The following is a 26,856-nucleotide window of genomic DNA, read 5'->3' as shown; positions in this document are numbered from 1 at the left end:
CCGCCCGGGGAGCGGACGGCGAGGTGCCGGACGGCGAGAAAGCGGACCGGGAGCGCGATCCCGGGCTGCAGCCCGAGCGGACCCGCCTCGCCTGGCGCCGCACGACTCTCGCGAGCACCGTGGCCGCCGTACTGGCCGTGAAGACGGCGCTGCACGGAGGTGTCTCCGCGACCGGTGTCGTCGTCTGCGCCCTGTGCTGCGCCCTGTGGCTGGGCTTCCTCTTCGCGGCCCACCGCCGCATCCGTACCCTCGCGGCCAGCACCGACCCCCGACCGCTCGCCCCACGGCACGCGACAGCGGCGGTCCTGTGCACGGTGGCGGTGGCGGTCTGCGGGGCGGCGCTGGTCCTGTGACCACCCGCCACGGCGGGCCACCCACCGCCTAGCCGGCCGCCGTCTCCCCTTCCCCCTCCCCCTCCCAGTCCACGGTCACCACGATCTTCCCCCGGGTCCGCCCCTCCTCGTTCAGCCGGTAGGCCTCCGCCGCGCGCTCCAGCGGGAACGTCTGCGACACATGCACGGACACCACGCCCTGCTCCGCCAGCTCGGTCAGCTTCAGCAGGTCCCGCGCGTCCGGGCGCACCCAGCAGTAGCGGCCGCCGTAACCGAGGACCTCGCCGTCGGCGATCGACGCGAGGCGGCCCTCCGGGGCCAGCAGGTTCGCGGAGACCTTGAGGGCCTCACCGCCGACCGTGTCGAACACGGCGTCCACCCCCTCGGGCGCCAGCCCCCGCACCCGTTCGGCCAGCCCCTCGCCGTACCGCACGGGCTCGCCGCCCAGTCCCCGTACGAAATCGTGGTTGCCCTCGCTCGCCGTGCCGATCACCCGTGCGCCCAGATGCCTGGCCAGCTGGACGGCGATGGAGCCGACCCCGCCCGCCGCCGCGTGCACCAGCACCGTCTGACCACGCCTGACCCTCAGCGCCTGGTACAGCACCTGATAGGCGGTGAGCCCGACGAGCGGCAGGCCGGCCGCCTCCTCCCAGGTGAGGTTGCGGGGCTTGCGGGCCAGGGTGCGGACCGGAGCCGCGACGTACTCGGCGAAGGTGCCCCGGGAGAGGAAGTCCTCGCGGACATACCCGATGACCTCGTCCCCGACCGCGAACTCCGGGACGGAGACGCCCGGCCGGACCACGACTCCGGAGACGTCCCACCCCGGGACCACCGGGAAGACGGGTTCCAGCATGCCGTCGAGGTACCCCTCGCGGGCCTTCCAGTCGACCGGGTTGACGGCCGCCGCGCGCACCTTGACCAGCACCGCGTCCGGTCCGATCCGCGGATCGCGCACCTCGCCGTACTCGAGCACGTCGGGTCCGCCGTAACGGCTGTAGCTGATGCCCTTCATGCCACCGACCCTCCGGGGTACTGGAGCGCCACGCAACCGGATGCGCGCCGGATGCCCCGATATGCGCCGTTCGCATGGCAGCCTGTCCGTCGTCATCACCCGTACCCCGAAGGTGAGCACCATGACCACCCTTCACCTGGAACACTCCTCCCACGCGCACGAGCACGGCCCCGACTGCGGACACGCCGAGGTGCGGCACGACGACCACGTCGAGTACGCGCACGACGGCCATCTGCACCGCGAGCACGGCGGCCACTGGGACGAGTGCGAGCCCGACGCGCATGTCGCGCACGAGGGCCACGAGCACCGGCACGGCGACGGCTGCGGGCACGAGAGCGTGCTGCACGGCGACCACGTCGACTACCTCCACGAAGGTCACCGGCACGCGGCGCACTACGGCCACTGGGACGACCACTGACTGGCCAGAACCCCACCCCGACAGCTCCCCGCCGTACCTCGGCGGGGAGCTGTCGGCCTATCGTGGCCCCGATCACTTTGGCCTTCCGCACTGGACGACATACCGACCAGTCGGCATGATGGGTCGGGTCCCGTTCACCCGCAGGAGGAGCACCGATGAGCCCCGACCATCCGCCAGGTCTCGATCTCGACCGGCTGCGCGGCCTGCTCGACCGCGAGCACCCCGGCCTGGTGCACGGCACCCTGACCGGCCGGCTGATCGAGGGCGGACGGTCGAACCTCACCTACGCGGTCTCGGACGGCACGTCGAAGTGGGTCGTACGGCGTCCCCCGCTGGGCCATGTCCTGGCCACCGCGCACGACATGAGGCGCGAGCACCGGGTGATCAGCGCACTGCATCCGACGGATGTACCGGTGCCGCGACCGGTGCTGCTCTGCGAGGACGAGGAGGTGCTCGGCGCCCCCTTCTACGTCATGGAGTTCGTGGACGGCACCCCGTACCGCACGGCCGACCAGCTCGCCCCGCTCGGTCCGGAGCGCACCCGGGGCGCGGTGCTGTCCCTGGTGGACACCCTCGTCGAACTGCACGCCGTCGACCCCGCCGAGGTGGGCCTGGCCGGCTTCGGCCGCCCCGAGGGCTTCCTGGACCGCCAACTGCGCCGCTGGGGGAAGCAGTTGGACGCCTCCCGCAACCGCGACCTGGCCGGCATCGACGAGCTGCACGCCGAGCTCGGCCGCCGCCTGCCGGCCTCCCCCGCACCGACCGTCGTCCACGGCGACTACCGCCTGGACAACGTCCTGATCGGCACCGCGAGCGGGCCGAACGGCGAAGTCGACGAAATCAGGGCCATCCTCGACTGGGAGATGTCCACGCTCGGCGACCCGCTCACCGATCTGGGCCTGCTGGTGATGTACAGCCTGCCGCTCGGGACGCCGGACTCCCCGGTCTCCACGACCGCCGAGGCCCCCGGCCACCCGGCCCCCGCCGAGCTGATCGAGCGCTACGCGGCCCGTTCCGGACGCGATGTCTCGGCCGTCTCCTGGTACACGGCGTTCGCGTGGTTCAAGCTCGCCGTGATCCTCGAGGGCATCCACTACCGCTACACGCTGGGCCAGACGGTCGGCCGGGGCTTCGACCGCATCGGCGACCTGGTCCCGGTCTTCATCGACCACGGCCTGACAACCCTTCAGGAAGGCTGATCCGCCATGGACTTCGCGTTCGACGCGCGCACCGAGGAACTGCGCGCCAAGCTGCTCGCCTTCATGGACGAGTACGTGTACCCGGCCGAGGCGGTGGCGGAGGAGCAGCGCGCGGCACTGGCGTCCCCGTGGGAGACCCCGGCGGTGGTCGAGGAGTTGAAGGCCGAGGCCCGCAGGCAGGGCCTGTGGAACCTCTTCCTGCCCGACAGCGAGCACGGCGCCGGGCTGACCAACCTCCAGTACGCGCCGCTGGCCGAAATCACCGGCCGCTCCCCGCAGTTGGCGCCCACGGCCCTCAACTGCGCGGCTCCCGACACCGGGAACATGGAGGTGCTGACGCAGTTCGGCGACGAGCGGCAGAAGAAGCAGTGGCTGGAGCCGCTGCTGGCGGGCGAGATCCGCTCGGCGTTCGCGATGACCGAGCCGGAGGTGGCCTCCTCCGACGCCACCAACATCACCACGCACATCCGCCGGGAGGGCGACGAGTACGTCGTCACCGGCCGCAAGTGGTACATCTCCGGGGCGATGAACCCCGACTGCAAGATCTTCATCGTGATGGGCAAGACGGACCCGGACGGCGCGGACATCCGCCGCCAGCAGTCCATGGTCCTGGTCCCGCGCGACACCCCCGGTGTCACCGTCAGGCGCGCGATGCAGGTCTTCGGCTACGAGGACCACTACCACGGCGGCCACGCCGAGGTGGTCTTCGACCAGGCGCGCGTGCCGGTCACCAACCTGGTCGGCGAGGAGGGCGGCGGCTTCGCCATCGCCCAGGCCCGCCTGGGCCCCGGCCGGATCCACCACTGCATGCGGCTGATCGGCATGGCGGAGCGGTCGATCGAGCTGATGTGCCGCCGGGCCGTCTCCCGCACGGCCTTCGGCAAGGCGCTGGCCCAGCAGGGCGTGGTCCAGAACTGGATCGCGGACGCCCGCGTGGCCGTGGAGCAGCTGCGTCTGCTGGTGCTCAAGACGGCCTGGATGATGGACACCGTCGGCAACAAGGGCGCCCACACCGAGATCCAGGCCATCAAGATCGCCACGCCCCGCACGGTCGTCGACATCATCGACCGCGCGATCCAGCTGTACGGCGCGGGCGGCCTCAGCCAGGACTTCCCCCTGGCCGAGCTGTACGCCGGCGCCCGCACCCTGATGCTGGCCGACGGGCCGGACGAAGTGCACCAACGGTCGCTGGCCCGACGGGAGTTGAAGAAGTACCTGTAACCCGGGACATGCCGGGGCCGGCCCGGGCGTCCCCCTCGCCCGGGCCGGCCCCGTCTCCCCCGAGGTGCTGGTCTCAGTTCGGCGTGGACGCGCTGAGCGTCCAGCCCTGGCGGCAGGTGTGGCCGAACACGCCCACGTCGCAGCCCTCGACCCGGAAGGTGTAGGCGCCGTTGGTGCGCTCACGCACCCGCACCCGGCCGGAGGTCCCGCCGCCCACCTCGCGCTGCGTGCCCTGCGGGTCGGCGGCGCTGGTGTAGCGGATCAGGAAGCTGTCGTAGTGGTACGGCGAGGTCGTGCCCCAGTTGAAGTAGGCGTAGCCGGCGTCCTCCCAGGCCGCGACGACCATGTTCGGGCCCTGCCGCGGCGACCAGGTGACGTTGCCGTAGTCGAAGTACTGGCGCTTTCCGGCGTAGACGCCGCCCAGGTACACGTCCCTGGTGCCGCTGGTGGGGCAGCCCAGCCAGCCGCCGGCCCCGCCGAGCGCGTTCCAGCGCCCGTTGATGTGGGGCTCGTCGACCGGGATGCCGCAGGCGGCCCGGCCCTGCGCCGGCGCGGCCGCGGTGTGGGCCGCGGCCGGCACGGCCGCCGTGCCGCCGAGCGCCAGCAGCGAGCCCAGTGCGACGCCCGCCAGTCGGCGGTTCAGTGCAAACATGATGGTTCTCCCCCGTTTGTCCGCTCGTCCCGGCGGTCGGTCCGCCGTTCCGGTGACTCGAGCATCGCGCTCGCCCCCGCCGGGAGGTGAGGGGAAGCGGCCGGGTGCGGGCCGGAACTTCTCCCGGGTGGACCGGGAACGGTTCCCGGGACACCCGGGTGGGCGGGCCGGGACGATGGCTCCATGGAGGACGCGCACGGGCGGACCCGGCGTCGCGGGGTGACGGCGTACGCCCTGTTGGGACTGGCGACGGCCCAAGTCGCCGTGGGCTGCGCGGCGTTGGTGGTGGCTGGGGTCCCACCGGCGAAGCTGGTCCGCTACGACATGGTCGTCGATCTGGCCGTCGGCTTCGCCTACCCCGTGTGCGGCACGGTCATCGCACTGCACCGGCCGCGCAATCCCATCGGGTGGCTGCTCGTCGCCTACGGACTGGGGCACGCGTTCACCGGGCTGTCGATCGGGCTGGCCGTCGAGGGACTCGGAGCGGGCTGGTCCGCGGCGGTCCTCGGCACGCTCACCACCGTCGGGCGGCACACCTGGATCGTCGGCACGACGGCGTTCGTGCTGGTCTTCCTGCTGTTCCCGGACGGACGGCTGCCCGACCGCCGCTGGCTCTGGGTCCTGGGCGTCCACGTCCTCACCCTGCCCGTCGGCCTGGCGGTCTGGGGGCGCGCCGACTGGGGCCTGTTCCGCGGCACCGCCGCCCAGGCCTCCTATCTGCCGGTGCCGGCCGGCCTGCTGCCCGTGCTGCGGGACGTCCAGACCGCCGAGTCCTGCCTGCTGCTCGTGGCCGTGTGCACCGTGATGGTGCTGCGCTACCGGCGGGGCGGGGAACAGGACCGACGCCGGATGCTCTGGCTGATCGCCGGCATGATGCCGCTGGCGCTGAGTCTCGTTCTGCAGATCTTCGGCTTCCCGCCGGTCTACACGTCGTACTGCACCCTCGCCATGCCCGTCGCCATCATGATCGCCGTGCTCCGCCACGAGCTGCTCGACATCCGGGTCGTCGTCTCGCGGAGCCTGCTGTATGGCGCGCTCACCGTCGGGGTGGTCGCCGCCTACGTCGGCCTCGTCACCTTCCTCCAGTCGCTGCTCGACCCGCGCCCCGGGCTCCTCGGCCCCGCGCTCATCACTGTCGCCCTCGCCCTGGCCTTCGAGCCCGCCCGGCGGCTGCTCCAGCGCACGGTGGACCGGGCCCTGTACGGCGACCGGCACGACCCCGTGCGCGCGGTGTCGCGGATCGGCGAGCGGCTGGCCTGGACCGGCATCGGCGCGGTGCCGGAGGCGGTGGGCGAGGCGCTGCGGCTGCCGTACGTCCAGGTGAAGGCGGTGTCGGGGGCGGCGCACGGGAGTTGGGGCACACCGGGCGGACGGCTGCACACCCTGCCGCTGGACTACGACGGCCGCGCCGTCGGGGCCCTGGTCGTCGGGCTGCGCCCCGGCGAGCAGCAGCCGGCGCCGGCCGATCTGGCCGTCCTGGAGCTGCTGGCCGTACCGCTGGCGGTGGCGCTGCACGCCACCGACCTCACCCGGCAGCTCCAGCACTCCCGGGAGCGGATCGTCGCCGCGCGGGAGGAGGAGCGGCGGCGGATCCGCCGTGACCTGCACGACGGGCTCGGCCCGACGCTCGCGGGCGCGGCCTTCCAGGCGGACGCGGTGCGCAATCTGCTGGCGTTCGACGAGGAGCGGGCGTCCGGACTGCTGGCCGAGCTGCGGGCCGAGATCGGCGGAGCGGTGGTGGAGGTGCGTCGTCTGGTGGACGGGCTGCGGCCGCCGGACCTGGACCAGTTGGGGCTGCTCGGCGCGCTCCGGGAACGCGCGGCCCGGCTGTCCTGGCAGGCCGACGGCACACCCCTGAAGGTCCGTGTCGAGGCTCCCGAGCGGCTGCCCGTGCTCCCCGCCGCCGTCGAGGTGGCCGCGTACCGGATCGCGGTCGAGGCCCTCACCAACGCGGCGAGACACGCCCGTGCCTCCCGGGTGGAGCTCCGGATCGAGATAGGTGACGGTCTGCGCCTGGACATCCGCGACGACGGCACACCGGCACCGGAGGAGACGGCATGGCAGCCGGGCGTGGGCATCACGTCGATGCAGGAGCGCGCGGCGGAACTCGGCGGACGCTGCGAGGCGGGCCGTGGCCGGGTGACCGCCACCCTCCCCCTGACGGAAACCCCATGACGAGACACCCCGCGGCTGTGCGGCCGGAGTGGGCCCAGGGGCGAGGGGCGTTGGTGCTGGTGCTGGTGTGGGGAGGGTGGGTGTGATGGGGCAGGGTGCTGGTCGGGGCGGGGATGTGGGGGCGCTGCGGGTCGTGCTGGCCGATGATCACCCCGTTGTCCGCACCGGGCTCGCCGCGCTGCTGGAGTCGGTGCGGGACGGCAGTCCGCCGGTGAGGGTCGTCGGGGTGGCGGCCAGTGGGCGGGAGGCCGTGCGGGCCGCGGTGACCCTGCGGCCGGATGTGATGGTGATGGACATCCGGATGCCCGACCGCAACGGCATCGAGGCGACCCGTGAGATCGGCCGGGTCGCCCCCTCGGTGGCGGTGCTGATGCTCACCATGGTCGAGGAGGACGACTCGGTGTTCGCGGCGATGCGGGCCGGCGCCCGGGGCTATGTGCTCAAGGGGGCCGGCCAGGACGAGATCGTGCGGGCGATCCGCGCGGTGGCCGCCGGGGAGGCGATCTTCGGCCCCGGAGTGGCCCGCCGGGTGCTGGGCCGGCTGGGCCGCCCCCTGCGGCAGCCCGACCCGTGCCCGACGCTCACCCCCCGGGAACGCGACGTACTGGCGCTGATCGCGGAAGGTCAGCCCAACAGTGTGGTCGCGACCCGCCTCGGCCTCTCCCCGAAGACGGTCAGCAACCACATGTCGGCGGTGCTGACGAAACTCGGCGTCGCCGACCGCGCCGAAGCGGCGGCCTGGGCCCGCGAGGCGGGCCTGGGACCCTCGCCGGACGGCCCGTAGCCCGCCCGTTACGGCCGCAGGGCCCTGAGCAGCAGGTCGGCCAGATGGTCGGCGACCTCCTGGGGGCTCATGGGACCGTCGGGGCGGTACCAGGTCGACAGGTGGTGCACGGAGCCGAAGTGGTAGTCGACGACCAGGTCCGCCGGGGTCGCCCTGGAGAAGACCCCGGCCTCCTGTCCTTCTTCCACCAGCGCACGGAAGCGTTCGTGGTAGCGCCGGCGCTCGGCGCGCACCTGCTTGTTCTTCTCCGGGCTGAGGTGGTGCATGGACCGGAAGAAGATCATCGCGTCGTCCAGGTTCTCGATCGTCGTGACGACGACGTCGGCCGCGGCGGCGCGCAGCCGCTTCTCGATGGGCTCGTCGGCGTTCGCGAACGCGTCGAGCCGCTCCTGCTGGACACGCAGCACCCGCGCGTACACCTCGTGCAGCAGGTCGTCCTTGGAGCCGAAGTAGTGGTACAGCGCGCCCTTGGTGACACCGGCCGCCTCCACGATCTCCTGCACCGAGGTGCGGTCGTAGCCCTGCTCGGCGAAGAGCCGGGTGGCGGCGGCGACCAGCCGCTGCGGGACGGGTGTACCGTCTCCGTCCGTCGTCCTGGGCACTGTGCCGCCACCTGCCTTCCCAGCGTTCTGCTGTGTCCGTACGCGCTATTCGCTTGCTTGCCCGCGGGAACGAAGCTCCCGACGGAGGATCTTCCCACTGGCCGTCTTCGGCAAGTCGGGCAGGATCTCCACCTGCCGCGGGTACTTGTAGGCGGCCAGTCTCTCCTTGCAGTGGACGACGAGTGCATCGGGGTCGGTTTCGGCGCCCGGCCGCAGACTGATGTACGCCTTCACGGTCTCGCCGCGATACCCGTCGGGCACCCCGACGACGGCCGCCTCACGCACATCGGGGTGGGTGTACAGGACGTCCTCGACCTCCCTCGGCCACACCTTGAAGCCGGACGCGTTGATCATGTCCTTCTTGCGGTCGACGACGTAGAGCCATCCCTGCTCGTCCATGAACCCGATGTCCCCGGTCCGCAGCTCGCCGCCCGGAAAGGTGTCGGCCGTGGCGTCCGGCCGCCGCCAGTACCCGGGCACGACCTGCGGCCCGCGTACGACGATCTCGCCCTGCTGTCCGAAGGGCACCTCGGCGCCCTGCTCGTCGACGATCCGGACGATCGCGTCCCGCACCGGCAGCCCGACGGCCAGCGTCCCGGAGACCGGGTCGACGGGCGCCTCCAGGCCAGGGGGGACGGAGGCGCAGGGCGCGGTGCACTCGGTGAGGCCGTAGCCGTTGCGGATGTACGGTCCGAAGCCGGCCCGGAACTTCTCGACCAGCGCGGGCGGCAGCGGCGCGCCGCCGGAGTAGATCACCCGGAAGGAGGAGAAGTGGTCGCGGGTGACGGCCGGATGCGCGGCCAGCGCCATGAAGGCCGTCGAGGGACCGACCGTGTAGTGCGGCCTGTGCTCGGCGAACGCGTCGAGGACGACACCCGCCTCGAAGCGGTACGCCAGCACGAGCGTCCCCGCGTCGTTCAGGCACCCGGCGAGCTGGCACACCATGCCGGTGATGTGGAACAGCGGCGCCATGGCGAAGAAGACGGGCGCCTCGGGCAACGCCAGCCCGACGCGCTGCTGTTCGGCGTTGAACATGATGTTGCCGTGTGTGTTGGTGGCGCCCTTGGGTGTACCGCTCGTCCCCGAGGTGTAGCTGATCAGCGCGATGTCGACCGGGGTGAGCTCCCGCCCCTCGGGCGCCTCGTAGCCGGCCCGGGCCACGGTGGCCAGATCGGCCGAGTCCCCGGCCTGGGGCAGCCGCTCGAAGCCGAGCACCCGCGCGTCCCCGCGCGTCTGGAAGTCCAGTTCGCAGCCGGTCAGCACGATCCGCACGGGCGAGTCCGCGGCCGTCTGCCGGAGATACGACTCCCAGGCCCGGTCCGAGCAGATCAGCGCCGTCACCTCGCCGTCCCTCAGGACGTGGGCGACCTCCCCCGACTTGTACATGGGGTTGACGGGCACGACGACGGCCCCCGCCTTCCACGCCCCGAGCAGCGCGAGCACGAACAGCGGCGAGTTCTGCAGCAGGATCGCCACCCGGTCGCCGCGCTCCAGCCCGCGCGCGGCGAGATGCCCGGCTACGGAGTCGCTGAGCGCGTCCACGTCCCCGTAGCTGAGCCGCCCGTCGAAGTAGGCGAGACAGTCACGGTCCGGGGCCTGGGCCACGACCCGGCGCAGGGCGTGCACCAGGGTGGCGTCGGGCTGGACGGGCGCCCGCTGGGCCTCGCTCAGCAGCGCTTCCCAGGGCTTCGAGGCATAGATGGAGTCGGTCACCGCACGTCCTCCCACTTCTGCTGCACCCGGTTCATGCTCTCCAGCCAGCGGTCCGGCTCACCGGCCCGCGCCTGGTAGAACTCCGCCACGAAGGGGTGCGGCAGGATGAGGAACCGGTCCTCCGCGATCCCCTTGAACAGGGCGTCCGCCACATCCGCCGGCTCGATGGCGGTCGGCTGCAGCACCAGGTCCCCCGCGCTCCCGCTGGCGGTGAGCATGTCCGTCCGCACCCCCTGGGGACAGATGGCGTGCACCTTGATCCCCCGGTGCCGGTACGTCAGCGACAGCCACTCGGCGAAGGCGTACGCCCCGTGCTTGGTCACGCTGTAGGAGGGCGCCCCGATCATGGTCAGCAGTCCCGCGGCGGAGACGGTCGACACGAACCGCCCGCTCCCCCGTTCGAGCCACCCCGGAAGCAGCTCCTGGGCGGCACGCACATGGGCCATCACATTGACGTCCCAGGACACGGCCCAGGACTTCTCGTCGTCCCCCAGGCCGTCCACCCCGTCCTGGAACCCGACCCCGGCGTTGGCGCAGTAGACGTCCACGGTCCCGCCCAGGGCGTCCTGAGCCGCGCCGACGACGGCGGAGGCGTCCCCGGGCACGGCGATGCCCCCGATCTCGTCGGCGACGGCGCGAGCCCGGTCCCCGTCCAGGTCGTTGACGACGACCCGGGCCCCCTCGGCAGCGAACCGCCGGGCGAGGGCGGCCCCGATCCCGCCTCCGGCCCCCGTCACGACCACACCAGCACCTTGAACGGCTTCCACCATCGGTCTCCTTCAACTGCGGCTCGGCTGCGCGCCCAGACTAACCGGTCGGTATGTAACACGAAAGCCCGGCGCGTTCCGCGGGATTCGAAAGGAATACCTCCTCCACAAGTGACTCGTGACGTATGGCCTTTCTCATCCGGTAGCGGGACGATGCGCCCACATCGCACCGCTACGGGGGACGAGGGGGCCCGTCATGGCACAGCCTGCAATGAGCGTGACGCCTTACTGGGAGCTGACCTTCGACGCGGACGGGGACGTCGACGGCCGGGAACGGGACGCGCTGCTCGCCGAGGTCCCACGGCGCCCGATCCGTGACCTGATCGTCTTCGCGCACGGCTGGAACAACGACCGCTCCGGCGCGACCGCCCTCTACCGGCGGTTCTTCGCCCCCGTCCCGAAGCTCGCGCCCAAGGCGCGGATCGGGTACGTCGGCGTGATCTGGCCGTCGATGCGCTTCTGCGACGAGCCCATCCCCGACTTCCCCAAGTCCGTGGTGGCCACGGAGGCAGAGGCGGTACCGGCGCCCGCGCTCGACAAGGACACCCGGCACGCGCTGCTGGAGGCGTTTCCCGGCCGGGCCACCGTGGTCGACCAGATCGCACGCATGCTCGACCAGCGGCCGCAGAACGAACTCGACGAGTTCGGGCGGCTGGTGCGGCTGCTGGTGGAGGTCGTACCGGGCGGCCCGCAGCCGCTGTTCGCCGCCGACACCCTCGCGGAAGGCGTCCCGCAGAGCGAACCGGTGCTGTTCACCGGGGACCCGGCCGCACTCTGCGACGAGTTCGCCCGGGCACTGGCCTCGCTCCGCGCCGGCGGTGCCCCGGAGGGGTTCTCCCTCCCCGATCCCTGGGACGGCGCGAAGGAGCTGCTGCGGCAGGCGACGTACTACGCGATGAAGCGGCGCGCGGGGACGGTCGGCGAGCGCGGACTCGGGCGTGTGGTGGGGCAGTTGGCGACCGCGGCCCCGAACGTCCGGGTGCACCTCGTCGGACACAGCTTCGGCGGGCGGCTGGTGTCGTTCGCGCTGCGGGGGCTGCCGGACGGTGTGCGCACGGTGAAGTCGGTGACCTTGCTCCAAGGGGCCTTCTCGCACTACGCGTTCGCCGCCCGGCTGCCGGAGGACTCGCGTACGGGCGGGGTGCTGCAGGGGCAGCAGAACCGGATCGACGGGCCGCTGGTGTGCTGCTACTCCCACTTCGACCAGGCCCTCGGCACGCTGTACCCGCTGGCCTCACGGATGGCGGACGAGAACAACGCCTTCGCGGGAGGCGAGGGGTTCGCCGTGGGACAGCTGCTGGGCCCCGAGTGGGGGGCGATGGGGCATGACGGGGTGCAGGCGGTGCCGGGCACCCAACTGCTGGACCTTGCCGGGGCGTTGCGCGGCCCGCTGGCCACGTCGGGATGCGTCAACGTGGACGCCGCCGAGGTCGTCAACCGGGGCGGCCCGCCGACCGGGGCGCACAGCGACATCGTCCATCCGGAACTGGCCCGAGTGGTACTGGCGGCGGGCCGCATCGGCTGAGCCGCCCCGGGCGGCCGTGCCGGTCCTCGTCAGGTGCGCAGCCGCGCGAGTTCGTCCGCACGGCGGTGGTCCTTCGGGCGGCCGAGGGCCCGCCGCATACGGATCAGGTCGTCGAGAGCGGCGTAGCGGATGACGAAGCCCGCGGGATCGCGGGTGGTCTCGGCCCGCCGGAGGCATGGTGCGACGTCCATGGCGCCCCAGGGCAGGGCCGGGGTGCACAGGTCTCCGCGGGCACCGGTGACCTGGTACTCGACCCGGGGCAGGCGGAGGTCGGGCGGTTCGGCGCGGCCGCACCGGGCGAGGGCGTCGCGCAGGGCGTGCGCCTCGTCCGGGCCGCCGTCCCACAACAGGTCGAGATCGCCGGTCAGTTCGGTGGAGCCGTGCATGATGCCGGCGACCTGGCCGATGACCACCGCTCGGGAGCCCGCGTCATGGATCGCCCGGAGGAAGGGGAAGGGGTCGAAGCCGAGCGCCCCGTCAGTGGCGAAGGTGCCCAGCACGTCGTCGGCCTCCTCCGGGCCGAGCCCGACGGGGACCCGTTCCCGGGTGGCCTCGTCGGTCCGGGCGATCGCCTGACGCAGGCGCAGGGCGGCTGTCCCACTCATGGGTCCATCCAACACCGTCGGCCGACGCGGTGGGGCCGCCGCGGAACGATGCCGCGACGGCCCCTGTGCGTGTTCACCGATCCCGTGGACCGCGGGTCACCGGTGTGATGTGTACTCCACCACCTGCTGGAACGTCGGACGGTTCTGCCAGCTGATGTTGTAGTGCTTGATGCCGCCCAGGGTGCGCTGGACGATCGAGTCGGCGCACCACTGGTCGCCCGCCGAGCACAGCGAGTCCCCGGGGTAGACGGTCGACGCGGAGGTGCCGGCGGCCGTCTTCAGGGTGCTGATCAGGATGTCCCGGCAGGCGCTGAGGCTGCCGCCGCCGCAGTACTGCTCGGCCAGCGGCCCGGACACGCTCTGGCCGAGGACCGACCTGATGTCCTTGTCGACGTAGCTCCACCAGCCGTACTGGAAGGAGCTTCCCGCGTGTGAGCCGGTGGGCCCGTGCGCGGCCGACGGGGACTCGTCGATGTACAGGTTGTTGGTGAACGCGGTGTAGAGGGTGTCCCCGAGGCCCGGCTGGAACTCGGCCTTCACCAGCAGCGGCCACCAGGCGTCGAGGATCTGGATGGCGTCGGCGTTGGCGTACTTCTTCGAACCCGCCGAGGTCTCCGTGCGCTTGCCACCCGCCGTCAGCCAGGTCTGCAGCTTGGTCACGGCCGCGGCGGCCGTGGAGTCGGTCACCGTACTGCTGTTGATCACCTTCAGCAGATCCGGCAGCACGTCCTCGGCGCGCAGGTCGGTGAGCGAGGCGTCGGACATGGCCTGCACCAGTTTGGTACGGGTCACCCCGCCGGCCGCGACCAGCTTCTTGACGCGGTCCTCCAGCAGGTTGCCGCGGTGGACCGAGCCGTCGCCCCAGCTCGCGGTCGTGTAGTTGAGGGCCTGTTTGTTGTTCCAGGAGATGTAGTAGTCCTGGTCGATGGAGTTGGGGTGCGCCGAAGCGGGCGTGTAGTCGGCGGTGTTGGTGGACGGGTCCCAGTTCTTCCACTCGTACGCGGCCTGCGCCCACACCGGGAACTCGGCGTCCACGCCCGTCGCCCGCACCGGGTTGTTGCCGCTGTTGTAGTACGCGGTGTGCGAGGAGTCGGCGTAGAACCAGTTGAAGGTGTAGTTGATGTGCTGCACCGCGCTCTGGAAGGTCTGCGGGCTGTTCACATAGCTCGGGTCGTTGAGCATCTGGAAGCCGATGATCGAGTCGGCCTCGTGCATGTAGGAGGAGCGCAGGGTGGTGTAGGCGACCTTCTTGCCGCCGACGGTCGCCCGGTACTCCACCGGGCCGTACTTCGTCTTCCAGACCCGCATCGTGTACGAGCCCGCGGCCGTGCCGTCGGCCGTGGTGGGCTTCCAGGAGTTGGCCTGCTCGACCTTGTCCATGGCCGTGCAGGTGCCGTGGTAGAGGTAGTGGTAGTCGTCCTGGCACAGCTCGACGGCGTAGGTGTCGATGATGTCCTGGCCGGAGGTGGTCGCGGACCACGAGTAGTCCTGGCCGCGGCCGAGTTCGACGTACATGCTCAGGCCCGCGAAGGAGGCGCCGCGGGCGCTGATGCCCGGGCCCTGGATCTCCTGGAGCATGAGCAGCTGCGGGGCGAAGTAGCCGGTCTGCGGACCGAAGACGGCGATCGGATGCCCGCTCGCGGTGTACTTGCCGCTCACCACCAGGGCGTTGGACATACCGCGCTTGGCCGAGCTGAGGGCGGTCGCGGTGGCCGCGGCCGAGGCGGCGCTGGCGCTCTGGTTGGCGCCGGTGCCGGTGGCGTCGTAGATCAGCGGTTCCGTGGTCACCGAGCCGGCGTCGGGCAGGGCCTCGCCCTGGGGGCTGTCCGGCTTGGTGGCGTACGGGAAGCTGGAGCCGTCGTGGACGGTCAGGACGGCCTCGGGGTCGTTGCGTTCACGGAAGGACTCCCAGACCTTGGTGCCCTCCGCCACCCCGTACTTGTTCTGCGCGGCGAGCAGGGAGATCGCGTTGTTGACCTCGCCACCGCCGCCGGAGCCGAACAGCGAACCGATCACGGAGGCCAGCGCCACCAGGTCGGTGATCTTGAAGTGGTCGATGGTGCCGGCGTTGGTGACCGAGTCCTTGTGGCCGGTCAGGACGTACTCGCCGGGGAAGTAGCGGCCGCTGTCGGAGGCGTCGATGTAGGAGTTGATGCCGGCGATGTAGGCGTTGGCGTCGGCGAGGGCCTGCTGGCCGCGGGCGCCGTTGTTGGCGACCGCGTTGTCGATCTGGGCCTGCAACTCGGCTTCGGTGTAGGGCGCGTTGCGGTAGAACTCCTGCTCCAGGCCCTGGTTGGAGGCGGCGCCGCCCGCGAAGGTGGTCAGCTGGCCGCGCCCGACGTGCCGGAACACGTCCATGAGCCACAGCCGGTCCTCGGCCGCCGCATAGCCGGCTCCGAACTCGGTGCCGTATCTGGTGGTACCGGTGATGTGCGGTACGCCCGTCTTCTTGTCCCGGACGATCGTCACATCGCTGCGACCCGCCGGACTCTCCGTGGAGGCGACTTGATCGGAAGCGACCCCGAACGAACTGTCGTTGAAGAACGTGTTGATCTTCGCGTCGGTCAGCGAGGAGTAGCCCGTGGCCAGGTTGGCGTACGGGCCGAGCTGGTCCTCGGCGTGGTCGGGCTGACTGCCGAAGGCCTGGTTGAGGAGGATCTGGGCGAGTGTCGCGTTGCCGTTCTCGCCGGGCGGCAGGATGTCGGAGCACTGACCGCCGCAGTAGTCGTTCGAGGCGGTCGCGGCCGTCGCCGTGGTCTGGGCGAGCGGGGACAGAAGACCAGCGATCAGGACGCATATGGAGGCGGACTTCAGGAACCCGGAGAGTCTGCCGGGAGTTCTCAGTCTGTCAAGGGCGGTGCGCGGGTGACGCCGTGGCATGGCAGCTCCTGCCGACGAGGGTGAGCCGGGACGTTACCGGCGGTATCCCCGGGATTGAAGATGAACATGCGTCAAGTTTTGGTAGTCGGCACGACGGCTTATGGAGGTCATCGGAAATCGGATGGAGCCAAATCGCTTGTCGATACGTCTATTCGGCAACGTCGTGCGAAGTCCGAGTACGACAACGCCGAAGTGACCGAAGTACAGGTGCAGATGTGACGGAGGTGCAGGGCGATGGCCGGTTTCCGGAGTCTGGCGAGACAGGTCCGCGACCCGCGGTGCGATCTGGCACTGCGGCGCTACTCACTGCGCAAGTGCCTTGAGCGGTTCGCCCCTTACGGGCACAGGGCGACCTGGGACCATTTGTGCTCCCGGGCAGGGTTCGGTCCCGAGGACCGCTCCCCCGACCCGGTGCGGCTCGTGGCCGCACTGGAGGAGTTGGAGGAGGCGCGTTCGGTCTGGCTGGCCTACGAGGTCGAGTTCGCCGAGCGGCGCCGGAAGGAAAAGCACGACGGGCTGCGCCGACCGGGCAGCGTGGACGACTGGCACCGGCTGACCTGGGGCGGTTTCGGTGTCGCATGGTGTGACGACCCGCGGGTCCACCCCCGCGAACCCCTGGCCGAGGTGCTGCGCCGGCTGATCTCCGCCCTGGAGCGGAAGCCCGGCGCCCAGTGCCCGGTCTGCGACGGAGAGCGCCTCATCTGGAAGTACGACCTGGACCACGAACCCTCGGCGGGTCCGGTCTGCACTCACTGCGGAATCCTCGTACCACGGCCCGTGCTCAGGCCCGAGGCCCTGGCGGACGCAAGGCGCGGAAGGCTGCTGGTGTCGGCCTAGCACGGCGGGGGTGCGCCGGGGATGCCGCACCCCTGATTTGCCCTTCACTCATCGGTCGTCGACAGTCTCGAGCCATGGTGCAGGTGTGTCTCAACGGGACCCGCGGCTCCGCCGACGGAGCCATGGTGCCGCTGACTCCGGAGGCGATGGCCGAGTCCGCCGCGCGGGCGGTCGCGGCCGGGGCCACGGACGTCCATGTCCATCCCAGGACGCCGTGCGGGCGCGAATCGCTGTCGCCTCGTGTGCTGGCACCGACGCTGGAGGCCATACGGGCGCGTGTGTCGGTGCCGGTCGGTGTGACCACGGGCGCCTGGGCCGAGCCCGATCCGGCGGCGCGGCTCGCCCGGGTGCGGGAGTGGACGGTGCTCCCGGACCACGCCTCGGTCAACTGGCACGAGGAGGGCGCGGAGGACGTCGCCGCCACGCTGATCGAGCGTGGCGTGGGTGTCGAGGCGGGCATCTGGACGGGCACGGACGGCGTCGGCCGGTTCCTGGACTCGCCGCTCGCCACCCGTGTGTCGCGTGTGCTCGCCGAGGTGACGGACACCTCGCCCGACACGGCCGAGGAGAGCGCGCGGGCCCTTCTGGCCGAGCTGGGCACGGCCCACGGGCGTCCCGTCCTGCTGCACGGCGAGGACGGCGGAGCCTGGCCGGTGCTGCGGCTGGCGGGACGGCTCGGGCTCATGACGCGCGTGGGCCTGGAGGACACGCTCCTCTTGCCCGACGGACAACGGGCCCTGTCCAACGCCCAGTTGGTCACACAGGCCCTGCTGCAGTACGACGGCGCGCGACGGCGGCACCCGGACGGGACCGCGCACGAGTGAGCACACGGGCGACGCCCGGCGGATACGCGTCTACGTGCGCTTCCCGCGCCGTTCCACCATCAGCCGGGACCCGCTCCGCCGCTCGCCGAACACGTCGTCCGGGTTGGACAGCACACAGGACTCCAGGGACAGGCATCCGCAGCCGATGCAGTCGGTCAGATGGTCCCGGAGCCGGTTCAACTGCGCGATGCGCTCGTCCAGTTCGGAGCGCCAGACCTCCGAGAGGCGGGCCCAGTCCTCGCGGGTCGGGGTGCGCTCCTCGGGGAGTTCGCCAAGGGCCTCGCGGATGGTGGCCAGGGGGATGCCGACCCGCTGGGCGGCGCGCACGAAGGCGACCCGGCGCAGGGCGTCCCGGGAGTAGCGGCGCTGGTTGCCGGCGGTGCGGCGGCTGCTGATCAGTCCCTTGGACTCGTAGAAGTGCAGCGCGGAGACGGCGGCCCCGCTGCGCGCGGCCAGCTGGCCTACGGTGAGCTCGTGGATCTTCTCCGGAATCTGGGGCACCTCTCGAACCCTACCCAGGCCCTCGTTGACACGGGGCCCCGGGCCGACCATGCTAAGCAGTCGCTTAGAGTTTGGGACGAGGAGGCGGGACATGGCAGAGCCGAGGGTCTTCACGGGCGCCGACGAGCTGAAGTCGGCCGTGGGCGAGCAACTCGGGTACACCGACTGGCTGGAGGTCGACCAGAAGCGGATCGACCTCTTCGCCGACGCCACCGGCGATCACCAGTGGATCCACGTCGACCCGGAGAAGGCCGCCGCCGGGCCGTTCGGGACCACCATCGCGCACGGCTACTTGACCCTGTCGCTGCTGCCGCTCTTCGGACCGCAGCTGATCAAGGTCGAGGGCGTGAAGATGGGCGTCAACTACGGCACCAACAAGGTGCGTTTCCCGTCGCCGGTGCCGGTCGGCTCGCGGCTGCGGGCCACCGCGGTGATCACCGGGGTCGACGACGTGGCCGGCGGGGTCCAGGTGACGGTCGCCTTCAGCGTCGAGCGCGAGGGCGGCGACAAGCCGGTGTGTGTCGCCGAGTCGGTGTCGCGCTACTACCTCTGAGCGCTACCTCCGAGGGATGCCTCCGAGCGCCCTCACTTGGCCGCCCCCACCATCCGCAGCACGAGGTCGGCGTAGAGCGCGCCGACCTCGTCGGGCGTCCAGGGCCCCTCGATGTTGAACCAGCGGGCCACGTCGATGCAGAGCGAGAGCACGGCGAGAGTCGTGCCCTTGACGTCCAGCACGTGGAAGTCGCCGACCGCGACACCGTCCTCGATGATCCCGCGCACCTCGGCGTCGCACTGACGGCGCAGCGCGAGGATCTCGGCACGGGCGTCCGGGCCGAGGGAGTCGAGTTCGTACTGCACGACCCGGGCGGTGGTACGGCCGCCGGCGTGCCAGCGGACGAAGGAGCTGACGGCGTCCGCGAGCCGCTCGGCCGGCGTGCCCTCGCGGCGGGCCGCCGTGCGCAGGATGTCGACCGCCTTCTCGTGGCCGATCCGGCTGATGCGGTGGAGCAGCTCTTCCTTGGTCTTGTAGTGGATGTACAGCGCGGCCGGGCTCATGCCGGCGCGGCCGGCGATGTCCCGGGTCGTCGTGGCGTGGTACCCGCGCTCGGCGAAGGCCTCCACCGCGGCCATCAGCAACCGCCGGGCCGCGTCGGGCGTGACCTCGCCCCACGGCACCACTTCACCGCCGGCCGTCTCCTCCGCCGTACTCATCGCTCGCTCGCCCCTCTCACCGACAGAACCCCCACCATACCGCTGAAGGTGAGCGAGCGCTTAGTCTGCCCGCTCAGAGCTTTTCGAACGGGTGGTAGGCGCCCCGTTCCGCGGCCTCCTGCCGGTCCCGGATCACCTTGGCGAGGGTGAAGGCGGAGGTGACGAGATACAGGACGGCGATCCCCAGGAAGGCCCGCACCCAGGCGTCGGCGTTCAGCTTGAAGATGCCGATGGCGGTGGCGGCCATGGCGACGGCGAAGGAGGCGACGGCCTGGCCGTGGAAGGCGGCGGTGTTCTGCGGCTTGCCCGATGTGTCAGTCATGGGGACAAGGATCGGCGGATGGGGCCGCTACCACATCCGCGCACATACCCAGACGCTACTCAGAACGCCGAAACCCCGGTCAGCGCACGGCCGATGAGGAGTTTCTGGATCTGGCTGGTGCCCTCGTAGAGGGTCATCACCCGGGCGTCGCGCAGCAGCTTGCCCGCCGGGTACTCGTCGATGTAGCCGTAGCCGCCGAAGACCTGGAGGGCGTTGTTGGCGGCGCGGACGGCGGCCTCGGAGGCGAAGAGCTTGGCCTTGGAGGACTCCACGGCGAACGGCTGCCCGCGGTCGATCAGGTCGGCGACCCGCCAGGTCAGCAGCCGGGCGGCGTCCACGTCGACGGCGATGTCGCTGATCAGCTCCTGGACCAGCTGGTGCCGCGCGATGGACTTGCCGAACTGCTCGCGCTCACCGGCGTACTTCACCGCCGCGTCCAGGGCGGCCTGCGCGATGCCCACACAGCCGGCCGCGACCGACATCCGCCCCTTGGCGAGCGCGGACATGGCGACGGAGAACCCCTTCCCCTCCTCCCCCAGCATCGCCGCGGCGGGCACCCGGACGTCCTCCAGAACGAGCTCGGCGGTCGCCTGGCCGCGCAGACCGAGCTTGCCGTGGATGGCGCGGCGGCTCAGGCCCGGGGTGTCCGTCGGCACCAGGAAGGCCGACACGCCCTTGTGGCCGGGCGCGTCCGTGGAGCGGGCGAAGAGCAGCACCACATCGGCCCAAGTGCCGTTCGTGATGAACATCTTGGTGCCGTTGATCACGTAGTCGTCGCCGTCGCGCACCGCGCGCGTGGTCAGGTTGCCGGCGTCCGAACCGGTGCCGGGTTCGGTGAGGCCGAAGCAGCCGACGTACTCGCCCGAGGTGAGGCCGGGCAGCCAGCGCCGCTTCTGCTCCTCGCTCCCCCGGGCGGCGATCGTCTTGGCGACCAGCCCCAGCGAGACGGACACGATCCCGCGCACCGAGGAGTCACCGCGCCCGAGCTCCTCGGTGACCAGGCAGTACGCGAGGTGATCGCCGCCGGAGCCGCCGTACTCCTCGTCGATCGTCAGGCCCAGGAAGCCGACCTCGCCCAGCTTCTTGACGATCGCCCGGTCGACGTCCTCGGCCCGGTCCCAGGCGATGACATGCGGGGCGATCTCGCGTTCCACGAAGTCCCGGGCGAGCTGCCGTACGGCCTCCTGCTCCTCGCTGAGCCCCAGGTTCACCACGAGATCACCCCATACAGACGGTTCTTGAAAATCGTACCTTTAAATTAGCACTGCTAGTTTCTGGGCGCAGCCCTACTATGTGCGCCATGGCCCGACCGCGCAAGCCCCTGCTCAGCACCGACCGGATCGTCGAGGCGGCACGCGCGCTCGTGGACGCGGAGGGGCTGGCCGCCGTCTCGACCCGCCGGCTCGCCGCCGAGCTGGGGGTCAGCGGCCCGTCCCTCTACAACCACTTCCGCACCAAGGACGAGATCCTGGAGGCGGTCGCCGACTCCGTCAGCGCGCAGGTGGACCTGTCGATGTTCGAGGGCGGACGGGACTGGCGGACCGCGCTGCACGACTGGGCGGTCTCCTACCGGGCCGCGCTGCACGACCACCCGCACATCGTCCCGGTCCTCGCGCAGGGCCCCGGGCGACGTCCGGCCGGGCTGCGGCTCGCCGACGCGGTCTACGGCGCGATGGTGGCGGCGGGATGGCCGGCGGCGCAGGCCACGTCGATCGGGGCGTTGATGCGGTACTTCGTCATGGGGTCCGCGCTGGGCTCCTTCGCGGGCGGCTTCGTGGACGACGCGGCGGCCTACGACCCCGCCGACTATCCGCATCTCGGCCAGGCCCATCTGCTCTCCGAACAGCAGGAGAAGATCGACGAACGGGCCTTCGAGACGGGGCTCACCGCACTGCTGGACGGGCTGGGCGCGCAGTACGAACAGGTACGGCGGCCGGGGTAGCGAAGGTTCGGTGAGGGCCGAAGTGTCCGTGGCGCATGCTGGGACGCATGACCACCAGGGATCCCCGGGCACCGCGGCTGGCCCGGCTGGCCGGGCTCATCGCCGACGAGACCCGGGCCACATGTCTGCTGGCGCTGCTGGACGGGCGGGCATGGACGGCGGGTGAGCTGGCCCGGCACGCCGGGGTCGCCGCTTCGACCCTGAGCGAGCACCTGGGCAAGCTCGTCGCGGGCGGGCTGCTGAGCGAGGAGCGGCAGGGGCGGCACCGGTACGTCCGGCTCGCCGACGCGCGGGTGGCCCAGCTGGTGGAGGACCTGGCGGCGCAGGTGGGGCCCGAGGACGTCGTACGCCCGCGGACGCTCCGGGAGTCGAGCGCGGGGGCGGCGATGGCGCGGGGGCGCACGTGTTACGACCATCTGGCCGGGCGGATCGGGGTCGCGGTGACCGACGCGTTGGTGCTGCGCGGGCTCTTGCGGGTGGACACGGGGTTCGCGCTCACCGACGCGGGGGTGGGGTGGTTCCGGTCGTCCGGGATCGCGCTGGAGCGTAAGGGCCGACGGCCGCTGGCCCGGGCTTGCCTGGACTGGACGGAACGCCGGCCTCACCTGGCGGGCGTCGCCGGGGCGGCACTGTGCCGGCATGCGCTGGAGGCGGGCTGGTGCGAACGAATCGGCTCTTCCCGGGCCGTACGGATGACTCCGTCGGGGGCACGGGAGTGGGAGCGCCTCCTGAATGTGCCGGCCGCGACGCTGCGGTGAGGCGGTTCCACAGGATGCCGGGTACGCCGACGGGGGCGCTGGGGTGGCGGCCAGGGGGCCGGGGGGGGTCTGCCGGATGCCGTGAGCGGCTGCCGGGCTGGCTGGCCGGGGCACAGGGATGGCGGCCAGGGGGCCGGGGGGGGTCTGCCGGATGCGGTGAACGGCTGCCGGGCTGGCTGGCCGGGGCACAGGGATGCCGGCCAGGGGCGGAGGCTTCTGCCAGATGCGGTGAGCGGCTGCCGGGCTGGCTGGCGAGGGCACTCGGATGGCGGCCAGGGGGCGGGGAGGTTCTGCCGGATGCCGGGTGCGGGCTGTGTGTGGCCGGTCGCGCAGTTCCCCGCGCCCCTGGGTCGGCCGCTGCGAACGGCGTCCAGCCCCGACCCGAGCCCAAACAGCCCGCCCCCCAAACCCCGCGAACTGCCACCCCCCAAGGGGCGCGGGGAACTGCGCGACCAGCCACGACGCACCCGCACCCGGCACCCGGCCACCCGGCCACCCGGCATCCGAGACCCCGAAAGCCGGGCCCCGGAAGGGCGTTGGAGGGCGTCTCAGAAGACGACCAGCGCCCGGCCCCCCTTCCCCGCCAGCATGTTGTCGAACGCCGCCGGGATGCCGTCCAGCGCGATCCGCTCCGTCACCAGCGCGCCCAGGTCGAGCCGGCCCGCCCGGATGTGGTCGGCGAGCACCGGGAGGTCCCTGGCCGGGTCGGAGTTGCCGTAGACGCAGCCCGAGAGCGTCCTGCCCCAGTGGAAGATCTCCAGGGCGTTGAAGGAGACCTGCTGGTCCTTGCCGCCGATGCCGACGACCGTGGTGCGGCCACCCCGCCGGGTGGAGTCCCAGGCCGTGCGGATCGTCGTCGCCCGGCCCACGCACTCGACGGCGACGTCGACGCCCTGCCGGCCGGTCAGGCCGCGGATCTCGCGGGCCGTGTCCTCGGACGCCACGACGAAGTCCGTGGCGCCCGCGGCCCGCGCCAGCTCCTCCTTCTGAGGGGAGACATCGACGGCCACGATCCGTTCCGCGCCCGCGATACGCGCCGCCTGGAGCGCGGCGAGCCCCACTCCCCCCACGCCGTACACGGCGACCGTCTCGCCGGGCCGCACCTTCGCCGAGTGGTGGACGGCGCCGTAGCCGGTGAGGACCGCGCAGCCCAGGAGGGCCGCGTCGGTGAGCGGGATGCCCTCGGGAAGGGGCAGGACGCAGCCCGCGGCGACGACGGTCTCCTCGGCGAACGCGGCGACGTTGAGGCCGGGATGCAGATCGGTGCCCGACGAGGTGCGGGCGTAGACGTCGGCGGCGCCGCGCAGGGCGTTGGCGCACAGCCAGACCTCGCCGAGCGAGCAGGCGTGGCAACTGCCGCAGGAAGGGGCCCAGTTGAGGACGACCGCGGCACCGGGCGAGAAGCCCGTGACGCCCTCGCCCACGGCCACGACCGTGCCGGCGCCCTCATGGCCGAGGACCGCCGGGACCGGCACCCGCATGGTGCCGTCGGACAGGGACAGGTCGGAGTGGCACACCCCGGCGGCGGCGAGCCGGACGCGGACCTGGCCGGGGCCCGGGTCCGGGAGCTCGATGTCGGTGATCTCCAGCGGGGCGCCCACTTCGGGCAGTACGGCCGCGCGAACCATGTGAACGCTCCTCAGAACTGCAGGGACTTGGTCTGGAGGTACTCGGCGAGACCGTGGGCGCCGAGCTCCCGGCCCACCCCCGACTGCTTGTAACCACCGAAGGGGGCAAGGGGGTTGAAGCGGCCGCCGTTGATGTCGACCTGGCCGGTCTCCATCCGGCGCGCGAACGCCACCGCCTCCGCCTCGTCGCCGGCCCAGACGGCGCCCGCGAGGCCGTAGACGGTGCCGTTGGCGATGCGCAGGGCGTCCTCCTCGTCCTCGTAGGACAGGATCGTCAGGACCGGGCCGAAGATCTCCTCCTGGGCGATGGTCATCTCGGGGGTCACATCGGCGAAGACGGTCGGGGCGACGAAGTAGCCCTGCTCACGCGGGGGTTCGGCACCACCGGCCACCAGCCGCGCCCCCTCCGCGATCCCCTTCTCGATGTAGCCGAGCACCCGGTGCCGCTGCCGGGCGCTCACGACCGGGCCGATACGGGAGCCGTACTTCGCGGCGGCCGTGGCGGCGAGGCCGACGGCCTCCTCGTACCGGTCCCGGTGCACCAGCATCCGGGTCCAGGCGCTGCACGTCTGGCCGGAGTTGGCCATGACGTTGGCGACACCGACGTTGACCGCCTTGGCGAGGTCGGCGCTCGGCAGGACGACGTTGGCGGACTTGCCGCCGAGTTCGAGGGCGACGCGCTTGACGGCCGCTCCGGCCGTCGCGCCGATCCGCCGCCCGACGGCGGTGGAACCGGTGAAGGAGACCAGGTCGACGTCCGGGTGTTCGGCGAGCGCCTGGCCCGCCACCGGGCCGAGCCCCGTGACCAGGTTGAAGACTCCCGCGGGCACACCGGCCTCGTCGACCGCCTCGGCGAAGAGCTGGGCGACCAGCGGGGTGTCCTCGGCGGGCTTCAGTACGACCGTGCAGCCGGCGGCGAGCGCCGGGGCGACCTTGGCGACGATCTGGTGCAGCGGGTAGTTCCACGGCGTGATCGCACCGACCACGCCGACCGGCTCCAGATGCACGGTGGAGTTGCCGGCCTTCTCCTCGAAGGCGTACGTCGCCGCCAGCTCGGCGTACGAGCCGGCGACCGCGATCGGCAGGGCCGCGTGCACGTTCTGGGAGAACTGCGGGGGCGAGCCGAGCTCGGCGGTGACCGTCTCGGCGATCTCGTCCTTGCGGGCCGCGAGGACGTCCCGGAGGGCGGCCAGCCGGGCGGCCCGCTCGGCGGGCGGGGTCGCGGCCCAGCCCGGGAGGGCGCTCCGGGCGGCCCGCACAGCGGCGTCGACGTCCTCGGCCGTGCCGGCGGGGACCTGGCCGATGATCTGCTCGTCGGCCGGATTCACGACGTCGATCCTGTCCTGCCCCGCGGCGGGTCGCCAGGCGCCGTCGATGTAGAGGCCGTCGTGTGCCTTCATGGTGCTCCTCCAGGGCGGGGTGCGTCGTCCGCGTCACAACCTACCGACAGCCACACAAACTAGCGGCGATAGTTTTCTGACGCCAGACACCCCTGGAGTGCGGCCCGTCCCCTCCTACGCGTCCAGGTCCGGCAGCCGGTCGGGGGCCGGGCAGATCCGCTCCCCGTGCTGGTCGAAGACGAAGAGATGGGCGATGTCGACGAGGAGGGGGATCTGGAGGCCGCGACGCAGGTCGATGTCGGGGGTCGTACGGACGACGAGGTCGCCGGGGAGGCGGGGCTCGGCCGGGGCCGGCAGCGGGTCGTGGTCGGGCGGCTCGTCCATCACGACCACCGGACCCGCGCGCAACGCCTCCGCCCGCTCGCGCAGACGGCCGAGGACCGTCGGTCCGCCGCGGCGCCGGCGCGAGGGGCGGTCCACCGGGCGCGGGGCCTCCAGATCGGCCACCACCGCGGGCTGCGACCCCGTGTTGAGGTGGACGAGGACCTCGTGCCCCTGGAACTCCACATGCTCGACCAGACCGGTGAGCGGCACCTCACCGGGCCGCGCCGAGCTGTGCTTGGCGATGCGGATGGCCTCCGAGCGCAGGCCGACGATGACCTCACGGCCCTGCTGCACCCGCAGCAACTGGTGGTCCAGGCACAGGGGTTCGGGCAGCCGCAGATACTGCTTGCCGAGGCTGACGGTCATGGCGCCGTCGAGCGGGGCGCGGACCAGGCCGCGCAGCAGGTTGATGCGCGGGGTGCCGATGAAGGCGGCGACGAAGACGTTGCGGGGCAGGGCGTAGACGGCACGCGGGGTGCCTACCTGCTGGAGCACTCCGCCGCGCAGCACGGCGACCCGGTCGCCGAGCGACATGGCCTCGGCCTGGTCGTGGGTGACGTAGACCGTGGTGACGCCCAGCTCCCGGGTGAGGCTCGCCATCTCGGCCCGCAGATGGTTGCGGAGCTTGGCGTCGAGGTTGGACAACGGCTCGTCCATCAGGAAGGCGGAGGGGTGCCGGGCGATGGCCCGGCCCATCGCGACGCGCTGGCGTTCACCGCCGGAGAGCTGGCTGGGGAAACGGTCGAGAAGGTCCTCGATGCCGAGCATCCGGGCGGTGGCGTCCACCCGCGGGCGCGGGTCCTCGCTCGGGTTCTCCACCCGCAGCGGGAAGCCGATGTTGCCGCGGCTGGTCATGTTCGGATAGAGGGCGAAGTTCTGGAAGACCATCGCCATGTTCCGGTCGGAGGGGAGCAGGTCGCCCGCCTCCTCGCCGTCCAGCAGCAGTGTGCCCTCGGTGATCTCCTCCAGACCGGCGATCATCCTCAGCACGGTCGACTTGCCGCACCCCGACGGCCCGAGCAGCACGAGGAACTCGCCGGGCTCGATGTCCAGCGACAGCCGGTCCACCACGCGAACACCTCGCGTGTAGCTCTTGCTCACTTCGTGCAGGGAGATGGCGCGTGTCATGTGGGGTGCCCCCGAGGGCTGCTCGGCGCGCTTGGTGCTCCGCGTGGTCGAACGCCCCGCACGGTTCGTACGAGGCCTGTGGGTCACGGAAGTTA

General features: G+C 71.9%; 26 protein-coding genes. 12 read left to right on the top strand and 14 right to left on the bottom strand.

Going from position 1 to position 26,856, the window contains the following annotated elements:
* Positions 1-23 precede the first annotated feature (23 nt).
* On the top strand, positions 24-353 hold the full coding sequence (locus ABZT17_RS17945; protein WP_356349913.1) for a DUF202 domain-containing protein: 330 nt from the start codon (positions 24-26) through the stop codon (positions 351-353).
* Between the two features lie 28 nt (positions 354-381).
* Here ABZT17_RS17945 and ABZT17_RS17940 read toward each other — a convergent pair whose 3' ends face one another.
* Positions 382-1,344, bottom strand: coding sequence for an NADP-dependent oxidoreductase (locus ABZT17_RS17940; RefSeq protein WP_356349808.1), 963 nt, complete (start codon positions 1,342-1,344; stop codon positions 382-384).
* A 121-nt stretch (positions 1,345-1,465) separates the two neighbouring features.
* Between ABZT17_RS17940 and ABZT17_RS17935 the strand changes: the two genes are divergently transcribed.
* From ABZT17_RS17935 to ABZT17_RS17925, 3 genes are all read left to right on the top strand, one after another.
* The gene (locus ABZT17_RS17935) at positions 1,466-1,762 is read left to right on the top strand and encodes a hypothetical protein (RefSeq protein ID WP_356349806.1); all 297 of its coding nucleotides are present in this window, start codon (positions 1,466-1,468) and stop codon (positions 1,760-1,762) included.
* A gap of 155 nt (positions 1,763-1,917) precedes the next feature.
* Positions 1,918-2,961 (top strand): phosphotransferase family protein, encoded by a 1,044-nt coding sequence (locus tag ABZT17_RS17930; RefSeq protein ID WP_356349804.1) that lies wholly within the window; start codon positions 1,918-1,920, stop codon positions 2,959-2,961.
* Positions 2,962-2,967: 6 nt separating this feature from the next.
* Complete coding sequence (locus tag ABZT17_RS17925; protein ID WP_356349802.1) at positions 2,968-4,182, top strand: acyl-CoA dehydrogenase family protein; 1,215 nt, start codon at positions 2,968-2,970, stop codon at positions 4,180-4,182.
* 73 nt (positions 4,183-4,255) lie between these two features.
* Here the strand turns inward: ABZT17_RS17925 and ABZT17_RS17920 are convergent, their stop codons facing one another.
* Positions 4,256-4,834 (bottom strand): hypothetical protein, encoded by a 579-nt coding sequence (locus tag ABZT17_RS17920; RefSeq protein WP_356349800.1) that lies wholly within the window; start codon positions 4,832-4,834, stop codon positions 4,256-4,258.
* Between the two features lie 183 nt (positions 4,835-5,017).
* Between ABZT17_RS17920 and ABZT17_RS17915 the strand changes: the two genes are divergently transcribed.
* Positions 5,018-7,009, top strand: coding sequence for a histidine kinase (locus ABZT17_RS17915; RefSeq protein WP_356349798.1), 1,992 nt, complete (start codon positions 5,018-5,020; stop codon positions 7,007-7,009).
* An 85-nt stretch (positions 7,010-7,094) separates the two neighbouring features.
* A complete protein-coding gene (locus ABZT17_RS17910; protein WP_356349795.1) occupies positions 7,095-7,793 on the top strand; it encodes a response regulator transcription factor in 699 nt (232 codons plus the stop codon).
* A gap of 8 nt (positions 7,794-7,801) precedes the next feature.
* Here ABZT17_RS17910 and ABZT17_RS17905 read toward each other — a convergent pair whose 3' ends face one another.
* Genes ABZT17_RS17905 through ABZT17_RS17895 form a run of 3 tightly spaced genes read right to left on the bottom strand, consistent with a single transcriptional unit; the run spans position 7,802 to position 10,878 of the window.
* Positions 7,802-8,395, bottom strand: coding sequence for a TetR/AcrR family transcriptional regulator (locus ABZT17_RS17905; RefSeq protein ID WP_356349793.1), 594 nt, complete (start codon positions 8,393-8,395; stop codon positions 7,802-7,804).
* Positions 8,396-8,440: 45 nt separating this feature from the next.
* Positions 8,441-10,108 carry an AMP-binding protein gene (locus tag ABZT17_RS17900; protein WP_356349791.1) on the bottom strand — a complete coding sequence of 556 codons (1,668 nt, stop codon included), beginning with the start codon at positions 10,106-10,108 and terminating at the stop codon, positions 8,441-8,443.
* On the bottom strand, positions 10,105-10,878 hold the full coding sequence (locus ABZT17_RS17895) for an SDR family oxidoreductase (RefSeq protein ID WP_356349789.1): 774 nt from the start codon (positions 10,876-10,878) through the stop codon (positions 10,105-10,107). The genes ABZT17_RS17900 and ABZT17_RS17895 overlap by 4 nt, the downstream gene beginning before the upstream one ends.
* 193 nt (positions 10,879-11,071) lie before the next feature.
* Between ABZT17_RS17895 and ABZT17_RS17890 the strand changes: the two genes are divergently transcribed.
* Positions 11,072-12,400 (top strand): serine-threonine protein kinase, encoded by a 1,329-nt coding sequence (locus ABZT17_RS17890; protein WP_356349787.1) that lies wholly within the window; start codon positions 11,072-11,074, stop codon positions 12,398-12,400.
* Between the two features lie 29 nt (positions 12,401-12,429).
* Here the strand turns inward: ABZT17_RS17890 and ABZT17_RS17885 are convergent, their stop codons facing one another.
* The gene (locus tag ABZT17_RS17885; RefSeq protein WP_356349785.1) at positions 12,430-13,005 is read right to left on the bottom strand and encodes a hypothetical protein; all 576 of its coding nucleotides are present in this window, start codon (positions 13,003-13,005) and stop codon (positions 12,430-12,432) included.
* Positions 13,006-13,101: 96 nt separating this feature from the next.
* Complete coding sequence (locus tag ABZT17_RS17880) at positions 13,102-15,885, bottom strand: penicillin acylase family protein (protein WP_356349783.1); 2,784 nt, start codon at positions 15,883-15,885, stop codon at positions 13,102-13,104.
* A 234-nt stretch (positions 15,886-16,119) separates the two neighbouring features.
* Here ABZT17_RS17880 and ABZT17_RS17875 point away from each other — a divergent pair, with 234 nt between their 5' ends.
* Positions 16,120-16,722, top strand: a complete 603-nt coding sequence (locus ABZT17_RS17875; protein WP_356349780.1) for a hypothetical protein — start codon at positions 16,120-16,122, stop codon at positions 16,720-16,722.
* Between the two features lie 74 nt (positions 16,723-16,796).
* Positions 16,797-17,546, top strand: coding sequence for a 3-keto-5-aminohexanoate cleavage protein (locus ABZT17_RS17870; protein WP_356349778.1), 750 nt, complete (start codon positions 16,797-16,799; stop codon positions 17,544-17,546).
* Between the two features lie 30 nt (positions 17,547-17,576).
* On the opposite strand, the gene soxR is transcribed toward ABZT17_RS17870, so the two are convergent.
* A complete protein-coding gene (soxR, locus tag ABZT17_RS17865; RefSeq protein ID WP_356349776.1) occupies positions 17,577-18,047 on the bottom strand; it encodes a redox-sensitive transcriptional activator SoxR in 471 nt (156 codons plus the stop codon).
* A 91-nt stretch (positions 18,048-18,138) separates the two neighbouring features.
* Between soxR and ABZT17_RS17860 the strand changes: the two genes are divergently transcribed.
* Positions 18,139-18,600 (top strand): MaoC family dehydratase, encoded by a 462-nt coding sequence (locus tag ABZT17_RS17860; protein WP_356349774.1) that lies wholly within the window; start codon positions 18,139-18,141, stop codon positions 18,598-18,600.
* Between the two features lie 32 nt (positions 18,601-18,632).
* On the opposite strand, the gene ABZT17_RS17855 is transcribed toward ABZT17_RS17860, so the two are convergent.
* From ABZT17_RS17855 to ABZT17_RS17845, 3 genes are all read right to left on the bottom strand, one after another.
* Positions 18,633-19,259: a TetR/AcrR family transcriptional regulator gene (locus ABZT17_RS17855; RefSeq protein WP_356349771.1), complete on the bottom strand. Its 627-nt coding sequence runs from the start codon at positions 19,257-19,259 to the stop codon at positions 18,633-18,635.
* A gap of 73 nt (positions 19,260-19,332) precedes the next feature.
* Complete coding sequence (locus tag ABZT17_RS17850; RefSeq protein WP_356349769.1) at positions 19,333-19,581, bottom strand: YiaA/YiaB family inner membrane protein; 249 nt, start codon at positions 19,579-19,581, stop codon at positions 19,333-19,335.
* 59 nt (positions 19,582-19,640) lie between these two features.
* The gene (locus ABZT17_RS17845) at positions 19,641-20,792 is read right to left on the bottom strand and encodes an acyl-CoA dehydrogenase family protein (RefSeq protein WP_356349911.1); all 1,152 of its coding nucleotides are present in this window, start codon (positions 20,790-20,792) and stop codon (positions 19,641-19,643) included.
* An 89-nt stretch (positions 20,793-20,881) separates the two neighbouring features.
* Between ABZT17_RS17845 and ABZT17_RS17840 the strand changes: the two genes are divergently transcribed.
* Positions 20,882-21,523, top strand: coding sequence for a TetR/AcrR family transcriptional regulator (locus ABZT17_RS17840; protein ID WP_356349766.1), 642 nt, complete (start codon positions 20,882-20,884; stop codon positions 21,521-21,523).
* 47 nt (positions 21,524-21,570) lie between these two features.
* On the top strand, positions 21,571-22,281 hold the full coding sequence (locus tag ABZT17_RS17835; protein WP_356349764.1) for a winged helix-turn-helix domain-containing protein: 711 nt from the start codon (positions 21,571-21,573) through the stop codon (positions 22,279-22,281).
* A 548-nt stretch (positions 22,282-22,829) separates the two neighbouring features.
* Here the strand turns inward: ABZT17_RS17835 and ABZT17_RS17830 are convergent.
* The 3 genes from ABZT17_RS17830 to ABZT17_RS17820 all read right to left on the bottom strand — a co-directional run bounded on the left by ABZT17_RS17830 (position 22,830) and on the right by ABZT17_RS17820 (position 26,761).
* Positions 22,830-23,909 (bottom strand): Zn-dependent alcohol dehydrogenase, encoded by a 1,080-nt coding sequence (locus ABZT17_RS17830; protein ID WP_356349762.1) that lies wholly within the window; start codon positions 23,907-23,909, stop codon positions 22,830-22,832.
* An 11-nt stretch (positions 23,910-23,920) separates the two neighbouring features.
* Positions 23,921-25,309, bottom strand: coding sequence for an aldehyde dehydrogenase family protein (locus ABZT17_RS17825; protein WP_356349760.1), 1,389 nt, complete (start codon positions 25,307-25,309; stop codon positions 23,921-23,923).
* A gap of 114 nt (positions 25,310-25,423) precedes the next feature.
* The gene (locus ABZT17_RS17820) at positions 25,424-26,761 is read right to left on the bottom strand and encodes an ABC transporter ATP-binding protein (protein WP_356349757.1); all 1,338 of its coding nucleotides are present in this window, start codon (positions 26,759-26,761) and stop codon (positions 25,424-25,426) included.
* Between the last annotated feature and the right edge of the window lie 95 nt (positions 26,762-26,856).

This window comes from Streptomyces sp. NPDC005648 (genome assembly GCF_040605395.1).
Taxonomy (GTDB): Bacteria; Actinomycetota; Actinomycetes; order Streptomycetales; family Streptomycetaceae; genus Streptomyces.
Note: the sequence above shows the minus strand (reverse complement) of the source record. Positions and strands in the feature narration are given on the sequence as shown.

Bases quoted from the DNA above. Each gene is read 5' to 3' on its own strand.
- ABZT17_RS17835 (WP_356349764.1), top strand. From the start codon at position 21,571: ATGACCACCAGGGATCCCCGGGCACCGCGGCTGGCCCGGCTGGCCGGG.
- ABZT17_RS17855 (WP_356349771.1), bottom strand. From the start codon at position 19,259: ATGAGTACGGCGGAGGAGACGGCCGGCGGTGAAGTGGTGCCGTGGGGC.
- ABZT17_RS17910 (WP_356349795.1), top strand. From the start codon at position 7,095: ATGGGGCAGGGTGCTGGTCGGGGCGGGGATGTGGGGGCGCTGCGGGTC.
- ABZT17_RS17880 (WP_356349783.1), bottom strand. From the start codon at position 15,885: ATGCCACGGCGTCACCCGCGCACCGCCCTTGACAGACTGAGAACTCCC.
- ABZT17_RS17860 (WP_356349774.1), top strand. From the start codon at position 18,139: ATGGCAGAGCCGAGGGTCTTCACGGGCGCCGACGAGCTGAAGTCGGCC.
- ABZT17_RS17935 (WP_356349806.1), top strand. From the start codon at position 1,466: ATGACCACCCTTCACCTGGAACACTCCTCCCACGCGCACGAGCACGGC.
- ABZT17_RS17840 (WP_356349766.1), top strand. From the start codon at position 20,882: ATGGCCCGACCGCGCAAGCCCCTGCTCAGCACCGACCGGATCGTCGAG.
- ABZT17_RS17850 (WP_356349769.1), bottom strand. From the start codon at position 19,581: ATGACTGACACATCGGGCAAGCCGCAGAACACCGCCGCCTTCCACGGC.
- ABZT17_RS17830 (WP_356349762.1), bottom strand. From the start codon at position 23,909: ATGGTTCGCGCGGCCGTACTGCCCGAAGTGGGCGCCCCGCTGGAGATC.
- ABZT17_RS17925 (WP_356349802.1), top strand. From the start codon at position 2,968: ATGGACTTCGCGTTCGACGCGCGCACCGAGGAACTGCGCGCCAAGCTG.
- ABZT17_RS17895 (WP_356349789.1), bottom strand. From the start codon at position 10,878: ATGGTGGAAGCCGTTCAAGGTGCTGGTGTGGTCGTGACGGGGGCCGGA.
- ABZT17_RS17920 (WP_356349800.1), bottom strand. From the start codon at position 4,834: ATGTTTGCACTGAACCGCCGACTGGCGGGCGTCGCACTGGGCTCGCTG.
- ABZT17_RS17930 (WP_356349804.1), top strand. From the start codon at position 1,918: ATGAGCCCCGACCATCCGCCAGGTCTCGATCTCGACCGGCTGCGCGGC.
- ABZT17_RS17825 (WP_356349760.1), bottom strand. From the start codon at position 25,309: ATGAAGGCACACGACGGCCTCTACATCGACGGCGCCTGGCGACCCGCC.
- ABZT17_RS17875 (WP_356349780.1), top strand. From the start codon at position 16,120: ATGGCCGGTTTCCGGAGTCTGGCGAGACAGGTCCGCGACCCGCGGTGC.
- ABZT17_RS17885 (WP_356349785.1), bottom strand. From the start codon at position 13,005: ATGAGTGGGACAGCCGCCCTGCGCCTGCGTCAGGCGATCGCCCGGACC.
- ABZT17_RS17820 (WP_356349757.1), bottom strand. From the start codon at position 26,761: ATGACACGCGCCATCTCCCTGCACGAAGTGAGCAAGAGCTACACGCGA.
- ABZT17_RS17870 (WP_356349778.1), top strand. From the start codon at position 16,797: ATGGTGCAGGTGTGTCTCAACGGGACCCGCGGCTCCGCCGACGGAGCC.
- ABZT17_RS17940 (WP_356349808.1), bottom strand. From the start codon at position 1,344: ATGAAGGGCATCAGCTACAGCCGTTACGGCGGACCCGACGTGCTCGAG.
- ABZT17_RS17890 (WP_356349787.1), top strand. From the start codon at position 11,072: ATGGCACAGCCTGCAATGAGCGTGACGCCTTACTGGGAGCTGACCTTC.
- ABZT17_RS17915 (WP_356349798.1), top strand. From the start codon at position 5,018: ATGGAGGACGCGCACGGGCGGACCCGGCGTCGCGGGGTGACGGCGTAC.